Source organism: Anatilimnocola floriformis (genome assembly GCF_024256385.1).
In the GTDB taxonomy this organism is placed as follows: domain Bacteria; phylum Planctomycetota; class Planctomycetia; order Pirellulales; family Pirellulaceae; genus Anatilimnocola; species Anatilimnocola floriformis.
The window spans coordinates 1508438-1523584 of sequence record NZ_JAMLFW010000002.1 but is presented as its reverse complement, the minus strand read 5'-3'; the positions used below and the strand labels follow the sequence as shown (position 1 = coordinate 1523584).

13 protein-coding genes are annotated in these 15147 nt (G+C 59.0%); 6 read left to right on the top strand and 7 right to left on the bottom strand.

All coding sequences use genetic code 11. The features are described 5' to 3' along the window. Window positions 1–40: 40 nt before the first annotated feature. Entirely contained in the window at window positions 41–1996 is a 1956-nt protein-coding gene (argS, locus tag M9Q49_RS30605) for an arginine--tRNA ligase (RefSeq protein ID WP_254513104.1), read from the bottom strand. 152 nt (window positions 1997–2148) lie between these two features. Here argS and M9Q49_RS30600 point away from each other — a divergent pair, with 152 nt between their 5' ends. Then, window positions 2149–3060 (top strand): alpha/beta hydrolase, encoded by a 912-nt coding sequence (locus M9Q49_RS30600; RefSeq protein WP_254513103.1) that lies wholly within the window; start codon window positions 2149–2151, stop codon window positions 3058–3060. Window positions 3061–3260: 200 nt separating this feature from the next. Here the strand turns inward: M9Q49_RS30600 and M9Q49_RS30595 are convergent, their stop codons facing one another. Next, window positions 3261–4355: a prenyltransferase/squalene oxidase repeat-containing protein gene (locus M9Q49_RS30595; protein ID WP_254513102.1), complete on the bottom strand. Its 1095-nt coding sequence runs from the start codon at window positions 4353–4355 to the stop codon at window positions 3261–3263. Between the two features lie 233 nt (window positions 4356–4588). On the opposite strand from M9Q49_RS30595, the gene M9Q49_RS30590 reads away from it, so the two are divergent. Continuing rightward, window positions 4589–4876 carry a co-chaperone GroES gene (locus M9Q49_RS30590; protein ID WP_254513101.1) on the top strand — a complete coding sequence of 96 codons (288 nt, stop codon included), beginning with the start codon at window positions 4589–4591 and terminating at the stop codon, window positions 4874–4876. Window positions 4877–4956: 80 nt separating this feature from the next. Here M9Q49_RS30590 and M9Q49_RS30585 read toward each other — a convergent pair whose 3' ends face one another. The 3 genes from M9Q49_RS30585 to M9Q49_RS30575 all read right to left on the bottom strand — a co-directional run bounded on the left by M9Q49_RS30585 (window position 4957) and on the right by M9Q49_RS30575 (window position 8104). Then, window positions 4957–5886: an alpha/beta hydrolase gene (locus M9Q49_RS30585; protein WP_254513100.1), complete on the bottom strand. Its 930-nt coding sequence runs from the start codon at window positions 5884–5886 to the stop codon at window positions 4957–4959. 156 nt (window positions 5887–6042) lie between these two features. Beyond that, complete coding sequence (locus M9Q49_RS30580) at window positions 6043–6351, bottom strand: hypothetical protein (RefSeq protein ID WP_254513099.1); 309 nt, start codon at window positions 6349–6351, stop codon at window positions 6043–6045. A 1072-nt stretch (window positions 6352–7423) separates the two neighbouring features. Then, entirely contained in the window at window positions 7424–8104 is a 681-nt protein-coding gene (locus M9Q49_RS30575) for a carbonic anhydrase (RefSeq protein WP_254513098.1), read from the bottom strand. A gap of 430 nt (window positions 8105–8534) precedes the next feature. On the opposite strand from M9Q49_RS30575, the gene pyk reads away from it, so the two are divergent. From pyk to msrA, 3 genes are all read left to right on the top strand, one after another. Further along, window positions 8535–10010, top strand: coding sequence for a pyruvate kinase (pyk, locus tag M9Q49_RS30570; protein WP_254513097.1), 1476 nt, complete (start codon window positions 8535–8537; stop codon window positions 10008–10010). Between the two features lie 6 nt (window positions 10011–10016). Then, window positions 10017–10325, top strand: coding sequence for a pentapeptide repeat-containing protein (locus M9Q49_RS30565; protein ID WP_254513096.1), 309 nt, complete (start codon window positions 10017–10019; stop codon window positions 10323–10325). A 138-nt stretch (window positions 10326–10463) separates the two neighbouring features. Further along, entirely contained in the window at window positions 10464–10997 is a 534-nt protein-coding gene (msrA, locus tag M9Q49_RS30560) for a peptide-methionine (S)-S-oxide reductase MsrA (RefSeq protein WP_254513095.1), read from the top strand. 204 nt (window positions 10998–11201) lie between these two features. Here the strand turns inward: msrA and prfB are convergent. Further along, window positions 11202–12333, bottom strand: a protein-coding gene (prfB, locus tag M9Q49_RS30555) for a peptide chain release factor 2 (protein WP_390845315.1) whose coding sequence is annotated in 2 segments (ribosomal slippage) — window positions 11202–12263 and window positions 12265–12333 — 1131 coding nt in all. Because the reading frame shifts where the segments join, the coding sequence is not laid out codon by codon here. Between the two features lie 105 nt (window positions 12334–12438). After that, window positions 12439–14160, bottom strand: a complete 1722-nt coding sequence (locus M9Q49_RS30550; protein ID WP_254513094.1) for a hypothetical protein — start codon at window positions 14158–14160, stop codon at window positions 12439–12441. Between the two features lie 211 nt (window positions 14161–14371). Between M9Q49_RS30550 and M9Q49_RS30545 the strand changes: the two genes are divergently transcribed. Continuing rightward, window positions 14372–15115 (top strand): YdjY domain-containing protein, encoded by a 744-nt coding sequence (locus tag M9Q49_RS30545; protein WP_254513093.1) that lies wholly within the window; start codon window positions 14372–14374, stop codon window positions 15113–15115. Window positions 15116–15147 lie beyond the last annotated feature (32 nt).

Here is a 15147-nt window from a genome sequence, read left to right as displayed (position 1 = left end):
CTTATCATTCTGCATTCTGACTTCTCACTTCTACCTTTTCTTACATCTTTTCTTCGGTGCCAATTCCCAGCAATCGCAAGCCGGTCGCGATGGTGCGGGCAGTGAGATCGCAAAGGAGGAGGCGGCTTTGTTTTTGGGCTTCGGTGTCGGCTTTGAGGACGGGGCAGCGGTCGTAAAAACCGGCGTAGGTCTTGGCGAGGTCGAACAAGTAAACCGTCAGGTTGTGCGGACGAAAATCGGCTTCGACGATCGCGAGTGCTTCTTCGAAACGGAGCAACTGAATCGCCAGCGCTCGCTCCTCCGGTTGTCCGAGCGTGATCGTCGCGCCACTCGCGAGCACCGCGGCTGGAGTCGTTTCGGCTTTGCGAAAAATGCTGCGGCAACGAGCGTAGAAATATTGCAAGTAAGTTGCCGTATCGCCGTTGAGCTGCAGCATCTTCTTGTAGCTGAACTTGTAATCGCTCTCGCGATCGTGCGCCAGATCGGCGTACTTCAAACCGCCGATGCCGACCGTTTCCGAGACGCGGCGCTGTTCGTCAGCCGAGAGCTCGGGGCTGTTCTCTTGCACCACGGTCAGTGCTTGCGAAACCGCTTCGTCGAGCAAGCCTTCGAGGCCGACGGTGTCGCCGCTGCGAGTCTTATAGGGCTTGCCATCTTCGCCGAGCACTGTGCCAAACTTGACATGAACGAGTTGCACTTTCTCCGTGCCCCACTTGGCCGCGGCGGCGAACAGCTTTTCAAAGTGCTCGCTCTGACGATGATCGACGACATACAAAATCGCATCAGGATTCCAGGTCTCGCGGCGATAGGCGATCGTGGCCAGATCGGTTGTGGAATACAGGAACGCGCCATCCTTTTTGCGGATGATCATCGGCGTTTCGAAGCCGTCGAGAAACACACATACGGCCCCTTGGCTGTCCTGGGCAAGGCCGCGCTTCTGGAAGTCTTCAACAACCGGCGCCAAACGATCGTGATAGAAACTCTCTCCCAGCTCATGATCGAAACGAATGTCGAGCCGTTTGTAAACGCGCTGAATTTCATCGCGACAGTTCGGCAGGAACTCATGCCAGAGTTTTAGGTTCTCAGCGTCTCCCTCGTGCAGCTTCGCCGTCTCGGCGAGCACTGCTTCGCCGATGTTGCGATGGGCCATCGCCAGTTTGTTCATGTCCGTGTCGTTCTGCACGTCGCAGATTTTGCCGAGCGTCGAGCGAAGATTGCCGAACTCGTCCGTGGTATTTGATTTCGATTTGGCCAGATCCTGTCCAGCCTTCTTAGCTGCCGCTTTGTCAGCCGGCGGAGCTGCGCCTTCCAACGCCATCCAGGCATTGAGTGCGGCTTGCGACTTTTCCAGCAACTTGCCGACAGCAGCGCGGGCCTCCCAATACTCGACTAACTTGTTCACTAGTCGATACAGGCGACTCAGTTCGGGAACTGGCGTGAGCTTGAACTGTTCGCGATCGACAAAGTGCTTATACCCATAAATGATCATCCCAAACTGCGTTCCCCAGTCGCCGAGGTGGTTGTCACTGATCACCTTGTGCCCGAGGAACTCGAGCGTGCGATAGAGGGCATCACCGATGACCGTCGAGCGGATGTGGCCGACGTGCATCGGCTTGGCGACGTTCGGCGAGCTGTAGTCGATGACAAATGTCCGCGGCTTGGTCGTCGGGGCGATGCAGAGTCGCTCGTCGTGAGCAGCCGCGTTGAGTTGCGTCTCGAGCCAATCGTCGCGCAGTTTCAGATTGATGAAGCCAGGCCCGGCGACTTCCGGCGGATTGCAGAAATCATCGAGCTTCGTCCCGGTGGCGACTTGTGTTGCCACGTCGCGCGGCAGCTTGCCGAGTTGCTTTCCCAGCGACATCGCAAAGTTGGCCTGGTAATCACCGAACTTCGCATCCTGGGCCGGACGGATCATGGCCAGCAGCGGCGGCAGATCGCTGACGAGCGCGGTCAGGGCAGGAGTGAAGCGTTGTTGCAAAAGGGCCAGAATGTTCATCGGGCTGGGCCAAAAGTGGGCGAAAGGGGAAACCACAAGTTTGACCTGCTGCGGCCAAACGGGCAATGACGCCAAGGCCGCTCAGACTCGCTGCCGGGAATGGGGCGGGTATGATGACGCCATTGCCAAAATCCCAACCAGCGGAGCTCTCCATGAAACCCCTCTTCGCCAAACTTAGTTTTTTGAGCTTTCTAATCTGCGGCGGTCTGATCGCGACTGCTGCCGATCCGCAGCCCTTCAACATCTGGCCCGCCAAAGCGCCGGGCGAAGTGAAGGAACTGCCGCCCGAGCAGGACGTGAACAAGCCCACCGACAAGCCAGTCGGCGATCGAAAGATCATCAAGCTGACGAATGTCAGCACGCCGCAGCTCACCGTCTACTCGCCGCCCGCCGACAAGCGGAACGGCTGCGCGGTGATCATCTGCCCCGGCGGCGGCCACAACATTCTGGCCTATGACCACGAGGGAACCGAGTGCGCCGAGTTCTTTGCTGCCCACGGCGTGACGGGCATCGTGCTCAAGTATCGCGTGCCGGCCCGCAATCCCGACAAGCGATGGGAAGCTGCCGTGCAAGACACACAGCGGGCGATCAGCGTCGTTCGCAGCCGAGCCGCCGAATGGCAGATCGATCCGCAGCGCATCGGCATTCTCGGTTTCTCTGCCGGTGGCGAAACGGCCGGTCTCGCGGCGATTCTCACCAAGCGACAATACGATGCCGTCGACAAAATCGACGAAGTCTCTTGCCGCCCCGATTTCGCAGCCCTGATCTACGCCGCCGGTTTCGAAAACAAAAAAGAACCGTGGACTCTGCAGGACCACATCAAGATCGACTCCGCCACGCCGCAGATGTTTCTCGTGCATGCCCAGGACGACGGAGTTTCGGTGGCCAACAGCGTGTTGCTCTTTCAGGAACTGAAAAAAGCCAAAGTTCCCGCCGAACTGCATGTCTATTCCAGCGGCGGCCATGGCTATGGCATGCGTAACACCGGCCACGCCGTGAACAACTGGCCCGACCGCTGCATCGATTGGCTCACGCAGCAAGGCTTGACGAAGAAAAAGGATTAGCAACCAAATTGTCAATCAACTGTCGAGAACTATAGACAGAGAGCTGACAACTTTGGTCCGCACTTTGTGCGCAGTTCTTTCGGGAGGGCGAGGCTCCCGCCGAGCCGCCGAGGTGGACGTGCAATGGCTGCCGGCGCCTGCATTCGACCGGCGCGGCTCGGCAGGAGCCTCGCCCTCCCGACGTGCGGCCAGCTGATGGTCTACGGTGTGAAGATCGGCAGGAAGTTATTCGGCATCTGCAGAATGATGCACGCCATCGCGGTGCCGAATTCGGGGCAGACTTCGCCGTCGGCCCAGCTGCCGTCGCCGCTTTGCTTCTTCAGCAGGGTCTCGCGAATGGCGGGGTACCACTTGGCCCAGTGCGTGCCGCCGGCATGCCACATGGCTTGCACGGCGTAGTAGTGGCCGTAGAAGAAGTAGCCCGTGTTGCCTGAGCCGCTGCCGGGCATGTACTTCATCAGGTACGCCAGGCCCTTGTCGATTTGTTCGCCGTCGTAAATGCCGGCGCTGTACAGCGAGCAAATGCCCGCCGCCGTGAGCGGAAACGTGCTGCCCCCGCCGTGAGCAATTTGGTAACGAAAGCCGCCGTCGCTGTTCTGGCTTTTCTTGACGTAATCGATGCACTTATTACGAATCGGGTCGGGCACGTGAATGCCGGCGTCACGCGCGGCCCGCAGCCCCATGATGTTGCAGATGGTGATCGACAGATCGGCGTCGCTCTTCATCGGTTGATAGCGCCAGCCACCTTCGTTGTTCTGGCAATCGCAGGTCAGCTTGACCGCTTTGCGAAGCTTCTCGCCGACCGTCGCATCGAGGTCCGAGCGATCGCTCATGCCGTAGTATTCGGAAAGGAACAACGTGCCAAAGCCGTGGCCATACATATTGTCCTGGCCGAAGTTGGGCTGCGAGATGTAGCCGGTCTCGCCGACGCACGTGCAGAGAAACTCCGCACAGCGATCGATGTTCTTGCCGAACGGTCCTTGCCCCGGCGCGCTGCCGCTGCACATCATCGCCAGGCCGCTCAGACTGCAAACGGCCACGCCGCCTGGATACCCACCGGTGCCAAACGCGCCGCGGCTGCCGCCCGAGCCGACTTGCTTTTTGCCGAGCCAGGTCAAACCACGGTCGACGGCCCGTTGTGTTTCGGGCGTGAGGGCTTCGCTGGTCCGTTCAACCGTTTCTTGTGCGCGCGAGCGACCCGGCAAAAGAAGGGGGAGCGCAGCAACGCCTGCGGTGGCAAGAAAACGACGACGACTGGCAGGCGCAGCAATATCCTGCGCGCGGAAACCTGGCATGGCTGATGTCCTCTGGCGAAAACAATCCGGCGATTCAGCGAGCCTATTATCATCTCCCGCACCCGCAATCCGCCAGGGGAAAGGCAAAAAGAGCGTAACTGCCTGGTAACGGCGGGCCGATCGGCGGGCTGCCGCTAGCGACGGAAGCTTGCGTTCGGCGGGCCTGCGTGCGACAATCCCGCCCCAGCACACAGGCCATTTGCCTGGTGCTTTCCGCCGGAGTTTTCCTTTCCATGAAGCTGGTACCCCTGGGCGACAAGGTCATCATTCGACGGCTCGCAGCAGACGAAAAGACGGCAGGGGGCATCATCCTTCCCGACGCAGCCCGCGAAAAACCGCAGCAAGGCCGAGTGGTCTCGGTCGGCGACGGCGTGACGCTACCCAACGGCACGCGCAGCCCGCTGACCGTGCAAGAAGGCGACCGCGTGGTCTTCCACTCCTACGCCGGCAGCGAAGTAAAGATCGCCGACCAGGAACTGCTGATCTGCCGCCAGGACGATATTCTCGCGATTTTGGATTAGTCCCGCGCAACTCGCGAAGGTGGAAATGACCATTGGCCTCAAGGACGTGCTGAAACTGCTGCGCTGACGCAGCGTCTTGGCTACTCTGGAAAACCGATGCTTGAATCGGGCTCGCGCTGATAGTCAATATCTCCAACCTCCGGGCTGAAGATCTCCTGCCGCACGGGCAGTTGGCCGGGATCGCCCTTCAGCGGCGGCAGGCTGGCGATGAACTCGTCGAGGGCCACGCGATACTCTTCGGGCAGCGGATCGTTGTGCTTGCCGCCGAAGTTCGTGATCATTTTCTTCGGGCCGGGGGCCGCTTCGAAGAGTGCTTTGCCCTGCGAAAAGGGAATGACTTCGTCGGCGTCGCCGTGCACGAGCAGCAGCGGGCCGCGGTAGTTTTTGATCTCGCTCAGCGAGTCCATTTTGCTCGACATGAACCAGCGCATCGGTAGCCAGGTGAAGTGATGCTGCGCGACATCGACAATGGAGGTAAACGTGCCGGACACCACCAGGCCGCGGCAACCATCTTTGGCGGCGAGGTCGATTGCCACGCCGCCACCCAGCGATTGCCCCATGAGGATGATGTCGCTCTCGGCGATCCCTTCTTTAACGGCCAGCCAGCGGCGGGCCGCGCGGGCGTCTTGCAGCACTCCTTGCTCGGTTGGCTTTCCTTCACTCCGGCCATACCCGCGATAGTCGATCGCCAGGGCCGAAACTTTGTGCCGATGATTCAGCACCCGCAGCGAATCGGCCAGCAGCGTCACGTTGCCACCGTTGCCGTGCAGCACCAGCGCATGACCCTTCGGCTGCGGCTGACGGGCATACCAGCCATGCAGCTTCGTGCCATCTTCGGCGGCGAACTTGGCGTCCTGCACCAGCACCGTGGTTTGCTCCCACTCACCGGCGGGATACTTATCGGGCTGAAACATCGACGTGTAATGGATCCGCCCCAAGGGAGACAGCGGACCGATGCAGCCCGTCAAGCTGAGCAACAGCCCGATGAGAATCGGCAGGAAAGATCGCATTGACCGGCCTCGCAGCAGTCCGAGAATTCCCCACTATTTTTCAGGGGAGGCGGACGATAGCAGGCGGGCGAAGAAGGTAAAAGAGCGATCAAGCGGCGGGACGGACCAATGTAATTTTGGTCCGCCCGACCGATAGCCGTGCAGCTGATAGCAGCACTACACCGGCAACGAGTTCTCGTGGCCGTCTTCACGCGCCGCGCGTGTCGCATCGACCACGGTGCGCTTCATTTCTTCCAGCGACACATGCTTCACGTCGATCCGGTATTCCCGGAGCGTGGTGAAGATGGCGTCGGCCACCTCCGCTTGCGAGCGGGCATGGCTGGCCCGAGTGCGAATGGCTTGCTTGATTTGTTCGTTCATAACCGTCACCGAGTCTGATACTTTCTCTTCTGCATTGGCCGGCTGTGGGTGAGGGCCAAATTGCCAACCACCAAGCCGGGCGTTTCGAAGCAGGGCTGCCAACATGGAGCAACTCACTGTTTAGACGACGTGGTCCGCCATTCGGATGTCGAATCGCGGCATCGCCTCTTTTTTTGCGCTGAGGTAGGGATTTCTGTCGAACCGTCAGTCGCATGTCTGTTAGACACGCAGGCCGCTGGCAAGTTCGGAGTAATCTTCGCAGGCAAGTTGGATACTTATTCGCAGCCGAGGGTCGTTGCTTGTCTCTGCCGGTGTTTTTTCACCGCGACACAAGCGAGAGCCCAGGAGGGGACCGCGATCAACCATCCGAAGTGTAGTTATCGCCCGTTAACTTGCCAACCTTGAATCGGCTATAGATGCCCGATTACGGCTATTTCACCGGGAAAACCTGCAAATCCTAGTGCGGATGCATTCTCACCAGACACCTAGCCTAACGGCGGATGTAATCACATTGCCACTTGCCGCGAATTCACTGCTAGCACTTGCGGTGGCGCTATCGCCCTTATTTTCTGCTCGCCACCGAACATACAACAGTTGTTACGATTCTCTGATGCTCATAAATGCTGATTTGCCAAATGTTTGCGCGTAACGACCTCGGTTTTACCACAACACCTTCGCAGCAGTGACTTTGTCAAGCGCGCGGGCAATGGATCGACCCTAAGTCTCAACTCTGCAACTGCTTGCTGACTGTTAGCGTCTGCAACCCACTAATTCGGGTTTTACTCCTACAACAGCCGCACAACGGAGCTAAAACCTTACACACCTGCCAGGTATCTCGTCAGCGAACCAAACGTCCGCAGCGCAAAAATGCCCCGCCGATTTTCGAAACGACCGTTTTGACAAAGAGTGAGAGGTGCCAGTCGGTAGCACGGCAAGTTGCAGTGTACAGATGTCCTGGTTGTCATGCAAGCCTTGCGATCGAATCACCGCGAGGAAAGGTAACCCATCCTTGAAAGAGCCGATGGCGTTAGAGAGAGCCCTTGCTACCGGAGAAAGCGAGGGCCTACTGCTTGCTTAGCCACCAACAAAAGCTGGCGGCTGATTAGGCAAATGAAGAGAGCTCGCGAAGTCGCTTATATCACCGAGCGTAAATAAGGGCTGCGTTACCCAGGCAGGCTTAAGCGATCGCTCGCACGCGCGACAGCGGGTCGTGATCGCTCACACCTTCTTCAGGGCTGTGAGCACTCGCAAGCGGCAGGAATTCATGCACCGTCGAGTCGTAGACGAAGATTTCGCCGGTGTCGATCTTGTACATCCAGCCGTGCAGCTGCACTTTGCCGCGCGAGATGCGGGAGGCGACGGATGGCGCAGTCCGCAGATGATCGAGCTGCACGAGGACGTTTTCCTGGGCAGCTGCGGTCAGCAAGTTGTTACCGGTCAGGTGGCCGTAATGCTCCTTCACGATCGCCGAGGTCGTTTCGGCATGGCGGAGCCAGGACATGACGGCGGGCAAATGGTTGCTCGGATCCCCTTCGAGCAGGGCCCGCATCGCGCCGCAGCCAGTATGACCGCAGACAATGATGTGCTTCACGCCCAGGGCAGTCACTGCATATTCGACCGCGGCCAGCTCGGCGTTGTTGCTCGTGCCGTAGCAAGGAACGAGGTTCCCCACGTTTCGCACAATGAACAGGCCGCCCGGCGGCGAATTGGTGATCAGATTGGGGTCGATCCGCGAGTCCGAGCAGGTGATGAAGCACGCGTCAGGGCTCTGACCGTCGGCTAAACTTTCGAAAAGTTCCCGCTGCTGTCGGAAGCCGATGTTCTGAAAGTAGTGAACACCTTTGACCAGGTTTTGCATGATAGATCCCTCACCTTTCGCGGACCGCGCGGGAAGCGTGCTCGTCAAGCCGCCTAATTGAATATAACGGCAAAGTAAGCTTTTAACATTACGTAACTGTAAGAATACGCCAGAGAAAAGACAAGCAAGGTTTTCGCGATTCGACGAAAGGTACTGCCGCAAAGCACTTTACGGCGTTTTGGTTGCGTCAGACTGTCGCACTGCACATTACGCCGGCGTTAAGTTTCAGCGGCTGCTATCAGCTGGGTTGGCGTCGCGCAACTGCTGTCCCTGACGTCATTTCTGAAGTCTGACAAGCTCGTAACCACCAAATTCCCCGCCTATCGCCCGATCCCGTTCGCCGCTAGCCTAGGGAGCGTGCGCGGCCCTCTCTCACGCCGCGATGAAGGGATTTATTGCCGAAACGGATTTTCTTGCCGGAGGACTGCGCGTGAGCAGCAGCGAATCGACTTTCAAAGCCTTGCCCCTCGACGCGTTGCCGCTTAACACGCGTGCCCGCACCAAGATCGTCGCCACGGTCGGTCCGGCGTGTCGCAGTCCCGAGATGCTGGAGCGATTGATTCGCGCCGGCGTTTCGGTTTTCCGCCTCAACACCGCCCACGGCAACGAACAACAACGGACCGAAGTCCTCGCCGACATCCGCGTGGCTTCGAAGAAAGTTGGCATCGAAGTTGGCGTGCTCGTCGACCTCGCAGGGCCGAAGATCCGCCTCGGCGAACTGCATACCGATCCCACCGATTGCGTTCCGGGAGAAATCTTTCGCTTCGTCCGCGGCACCAAGCCCCAAGCGGCGGATGAACTCACCTGCACCTACGCGGCGCTCATTCAAGAGCTGCAGATCGGCGACAGCGTAATGCTGGCCGACGGCACGGTGAGTATGGTCGTCGTGGGAAAGACAGCCGAAGAGGTTCGCTGCAAAGTGATCGGCGGCGGCTTGATTCGGAGTCGCCAGGGAATCAACCTGCCGGGCGCGAAGCTCAGCGTTTCGTCGCTCACCGAAGCCGACATGACCAATGCCATGTGGGCCACGAAGCACGAGATCGATTTCGTCAGCTTGAGCTTTGTTCGGTCGCCGGTGAACGTGCTGCTGCTGAAAGAGCTGTTGCAATCGCAAGGTTGCCGGGCGAGCGTCATCGCCAAGATCGAAAAGCCCGAGGCGCTGCTGCATCTCAAAGAGATTGTCGCGGCAGCCGATGGCGTGATGGTGGCCCGTGGCGATCTGGGGGTCGAAATCGATGTCGCCGAAATCGCCGTCGCTCAAAAGCGGATCGTGCATGAATGCCAGGAACAAGGCAAGCCGGTGATCGTGGCCACGCAGATGCTCGATTCGATGCATCACAACCGCCGGCCGACGCGAGCGGAAGCGACCGACGTTGCCAACGCCATTCTCGATGGCGCCGATGCCTGCATGCTTTCGGGCGAAACGGCTATCGGTGAATTTCCCGTTGAAGCCGTCGAGACGATGAACCGCATCGCCATCGCCACTGAACCGCTGCTCAAGGAATCGGCTTATCGGCTACGGCAAACCACGGCCACCGATGTGCATCCCATCACGGCCGCCGCCGTTCGGGCCACGGCAGTCCTTTCTGAGCAGCTCAATGCCAAGCTCGTCGTGGTCGCCACTCGCGGCGGCGGCACTTGTCGGATGCGCAGCAAGCAGCGCGATTTTGTGCCCACCATCGGCACCAGCGATTCACTGGAAGTCCTCCGCCGGCTGACTCTCTTCTGGGGCGTCACACCGCTGGCCGGCGCGCCAGTGCACGATGGACCTGCGTTGCGGGCCTTCATCGACGAGTGGGGCCGCAAACAAGGCTTGCTGCAAAAGGGCGACCCGATCGTCTTCCTCACCGGCACCAACTTTTATCCCATGGCTCAGAACCTGCTCGTCATTCACGAAGTGGAGTAGCCATCCATGCCCACGCCCCTGCCGTCTGGACAATACGCTGCCGATAACGCGAATCTGGCTGGCTCGACGTTTCACAATGTGAATCTGTCGCAGGCCTCGTTTGTCGATATCAACCTCAGTGGCGCGAAGTACGACAATATCAACCTGAGCGGCGCGACTTTTCACAATGTCACGCTCAAAGGGGCAAGCTTTCGCGAGATCTGTCTCGACGATGTGTCCATCACCGAGTCGGCCTATCACGGCATGACGATCGATGGGATTTTGGTGACCGAACTGCTGCGGGTTTATCGCGAGTCGCGTAGCACGAGCCCCTAGGTTCGTGTGAGCGGTTCTTAGTGCCGTAGGGATTGCGGATGTCGACTCGCACGAACCTAGGGGTTCGTACTACGTCGCCTGACCTCATTCGCGCCTATAATGATCTGTTCGACAACAGCACATTTTTCGGGTGAACTCATGTCTGCTTCCATCGTCCTCGCCGGCGGCTGCTTCTGGTGCACCGAGGCTTCGTTCGAACAACTTAAGGGCGTGAGCGACGTCCTGAGTGGATACGCCGGCGGTGCGAAAGAAACGGCGAACTACAAACGCGTTTGCGACGGCAACACGGACCATGCCGAAGTGATTCGCGTGACGTACGATCCCGCCGTCATCTCGCTCGACACGCTGCTCGACGTCTTCTTCGACGCGCACGATCCCACGACACTCAACCGCCAAGGGGCCGACGTCGGCACGCAATATCGCAGCGCGATCTTTTATGCCGATGAATCACAAAAAGAAGCGGCTGCGGCGAAGATCAAGCAGCTAACCGATAGTCATCACTTCAAGTCGCCGATCGTCACGACGCTCGAGCCGCTGGTCGAGTTCTTCCCTGCCGAGGACTATCACCAGGGGTATGCTCAGCTGCATCCCGATCAGCCGTACATTCAAGGGGCGGCGATTCCTAAGGTTTGCAAGATCCGCGCGAAGTATGCTGACCGGATTGCGCGCTAAATGGATAGCATGGATTGCTTCAGCAATCCATGTCGCGCAGCGATCAGAGGCATCCGCAGGAACGTAGGGGCGCAAGGGAAGCTTGCCACTCGTTGGAATTGAAGAGCGAAGAAACCTTTGCTCGCGGCGCTGGCATCGATAACAATGCCTCTTTTCGCTGAAGCGACATCGATTGCTGAAGCAATCGATGCTATCTAAACGACTCTACTCCTCATCATCCGCGGCGACTTCTCCTCCGCCTTCTTTCATTCGCCAGCGCAGGTACGAATCCATAAAGCCCTGGATGTTTCCATCCATCACCTGGTGAAAATTGTTCATCAGGTAACCGGTCCGCTGATCTTTCACGCGCTGATCGGGATGCAGGAAGTAATTGCGGATCTGCGAACCAAAGCCGACCTTTACTTTGCCTTTGTACTGAGCCGCTGATTCGGCTTCGCGCTTTTCATCGGCGAGGCGGGCCAGGCGGGCGAGCATCATCTTCCGCGCGAGCGCGCGATTCTGATGCTGACTTCGTTCGTTCTGGCACTTCACTTCGATGCCCGTTTCGTAGTGCAGCAGGCGGATCGCACTTTCGGTCTTATTCACGTGCTGACCGCCGGCGCCGCCGGCGCGCATCGTTTCTTCGCGCACGTCCTTGGCCCAATCAACGACGATTTCGGCTTCGTCTTCGACTTCAGGCGAGACGTCGATCGCGGCGAAACTGGTTTGCCGTTTCCCTTCCGAATTGAAGGGGCTGATCCGCACCAGGCGATGCAAACCGGTTTCGCCCTTGAGATAGCCGTAAGCCATCGGGCCTTTGATCATCACGGTCGCGTGATTGATGCCGGCTTGCTCGTTGTCGAGGCGATCCATCACGACGAATTCGAATTCGTTCTTGGCGGCGTACTGCATGTACATCCGCATCAGCATCTCGGCCCAGTCGTTGGCGTCGGTGCCGCCGTCGCGAGCGTAAATGCTCATGATCGCATTGGCCGAATCGTGCGGGCCGTTGAGCAGTGCCTTCAGCTCGAGCTCTTCGACCAGCTTTTCCAGCCGCTCGACTTCGGTAATCACTTCGCCGTCAAAGCTGTTGTCGGATTCGGCCATCTCCAGCAAGCCGGGCAAATCACCCGCACCGCGCACGACTTCCTCCAGCGGCTTGGTGACTGCGAGCAGGGCTTTGAATTTGCCCATGACCTCGCGGGCCTTTTCCTGATTGTTCCAGAAATCAGGCGCGGCCATCCGCTCGTTAATCTCGGCGACTTTTTTCAGCTTGTTGTCGTAGTCAAAGACTGTCTCGAAGCTGGGCGACTCGTTGCTGCAGCGCGGTGGTGCGCGAATACCATTCAGTTTCCATGAGACAAAATCTGATCGGGGCCGAGGAAGCAGTAATCCGTCACTATACACGATATGCCGTGACGGCGAAGCTTTCGTTGAGCGCTTCCGGGCAAGTCACGAGGCGCTACTGCACTTCCAGAATCTCTTGCGTTTCGCCGTTGGGTTGAAAGCGGCTGCAGGCGAAGTCGGTGGCGAAATTCTTGCCAAGCACGGTGCGGTTGCCGCGCCAGGCGAGCGAACGATAGAGAAGCCAATTGGAATAACGAACCTGCACGCGAAAGCCGACGGCGACCTCGCGCGGTTGCACTTGCAGGAACTCGCCAATGGTGAGTTGCCGCCAGGTGCATTCGGCGTTCTTGAAGCGGTTGGGATTCAAGTCGATCCACAATGGCGCGAAGAGATTGCGGCCGCGGGTTTGCAGGCGATGTTGCAATTGGCTGCCATTCACCGATAGTTCGCCGCTGCTCGGTTGTTTGCGCCATTCCGGCAACGCGATCGGCATGACCAGACCCAGCGGTTTTCGGCCGGCTTGTAGGTAGCCCTCGCGAGTATCTTGTTGCGGCGCGAAAGCGATCGACGAAGGAAGCTGCAGCGAAGTGGAGTAATCGAGCCGCGGCGCTTGGGCTGCCGTGGCGAGAAACTCTTCGGGCGTGCGCTTGGTTTCGTCGAGCAAACTATCGGCGAGGAGCAGGCATTCGTCCTGTCGCACGATCATCACGTGCCGTTGCAGCAACCAACCGCCGCTGAACTTCCGCTCGATCTCGAGATAATCGCAATCCGGATCAGCGTGCCAGCAAACATCGGTCCACGGGCCGAGCGGCGTGAGGGCTGTGTCGTTCACCTTGAGCGCGACATCCCAGTTGCCGTGCAGCAGCGATTGATTGCCGCAGCTAACGTCGAGCCAGGTATTGTCGCCGCTGAAATCGAACGTGGCTTGCGTCTGCGGCGCGGCCCAGCGATTGCGCAGCACCGCGAACGATGACTTCTGCGAATAGAACGCGGCCGGCGGCGTGCCCTTGGCCGGTTTTTTGTCGGCAGCGCCTTTGCCGAGGGCGAGTTGAGCGAGCGCGGCATTGCTGTTGGTGGCGATGACGGCAGCCGTGAGTAACTCGCGATCAGCGGTCGAACCTGCTGCAGGCCCCAAAGTCGAGCCGCCATCGGGGCGCGACAATCGCAGCACATGGCGAGTCAATTTTTCCAGTCGTTCGCGAGCCGTGTCGGAAAACTGCACTTCGCTGTTGCGGAGCAATTCCTGCGCGCGAATGATGGTCGCGAGCCACGGTCGCAGCAGCTCCGCGCGTGCTTGCGACGGCAGGCCCAGCGGATCGATCCAGGCATTGGCGACGCGCGATTCCGCACCGATGGCGCCCTTGCGCAGCGCGGTGGCTGTTTTGAGATCGGGCGCTGCTAGGGCGAGCAACAGCGGCAGTTCTACCTTGAGGAGCAACTGCGGCAGCGCGGTGGCGGGCGTCGCGCTGGCGAGCACAGCATCGTGCCAGGCGAACAATTGCTGAAGGAGTTCGGCCGATTTGACGACCGGCAGCAAATAAGCCCAGGCTAGAATTTCCAGCGCGTGATCGGTCGATGGTTCGCTCGATACAGTCTGGGCGAGAAACCGCGCGAGTTCCGCCGCTTCACCTTTCCACTTGCGAACCAGCGTGGCCTTGTGAAGCTTGCCGATCAGATTGACACGTTCAGCAGGAAGCGAATCAGCGCCCCACAGCAGCGGCGAAGTTTTGCCCGCGGCGATTCGCGCGAGCGGAAAATCAGAATTGGGGGCTAAGTTTGCCAGCCAGGCCGAGGCGTCGATCGCGCGGGCCGGTTTGGGAGCAACGGCCATTTCCATGGGCGATCCTGCAGCCGATTCGGCGCGATTGGTACTAAAGTGATTTGCAGGATCTTCCATTCTCAGGGCGCATGCCGAAGGTGTATAATCGCTGCAGCGACAGGCTGGATTGTGGGTCGACGCAGTTTAACATGATCCCCGCCGTTGCCTATGGGCGACTTTTCGCGATGTCGCCAGCATCGCCACCTTTTACTTTCTCGGAGTTTCTCGGATGCAACGCTTGATGACTGGCAGCGGCTGGGTGGCCATGATTTTGTTCTGCGTCGCCTGTTCAATCGCTCAAGAAAAGGCTGAGGACAAGCCGGCCGAAAAGCCCGCCAAGGCCCCGGAAGGGTTGGTTCGCCTCTCGCAGAAGCACGATGTGTGGATCGATACCAAGCGCAAAGCCGTGGTCGTCGACGGCAAGATCTGCCTCCGCGAAGGGCAGCTCGAAATGTTTGCCTGCCCCAAGGGAACCAAGGAGCACGAATCGATCGTCGCCCTGAATGTGCTGCCGGAACAGGTTCACGCTGGCTTGCTCGCGGTGGGGGCCAAGAAGGGGACGCCCGTTTCCTTCGATCCTCAATACAAAGCGGCCACCGGCGACGCGATTGAAATCTTCGTCCTCTGGAAAGATGCCGATGGCAAGAGCCACGAAGTTCGCGCTCAAGAGATGATTAAGAACGTGAAGACCGGCAAGGCGATGGACTTCGATTGGGTCTTTGCGGGGAGCGGCTTCTTCAAAGATGAGCAAACCGGCCGCGAACACTATCAAGCTAACGGCGGCGACTTTATCTGCGTGTCGAACTTCCCCTCGGCAACGCTCGATTTGCCAGTGCCGAGCACCGATGCCAACGGCGGGCTGCTGTTCAATGCCTTCACGGAAAACATTCCGCCGAAGGGAACCGAAGTGCGAGTAATCCTCGTGCCGCGCGTGAAGAAGGGTGCGGGTAAAGCAGAAGAACCGAAGAAGTAAGACGGACCAATGGTCCGTCTTAAGCCATCTTA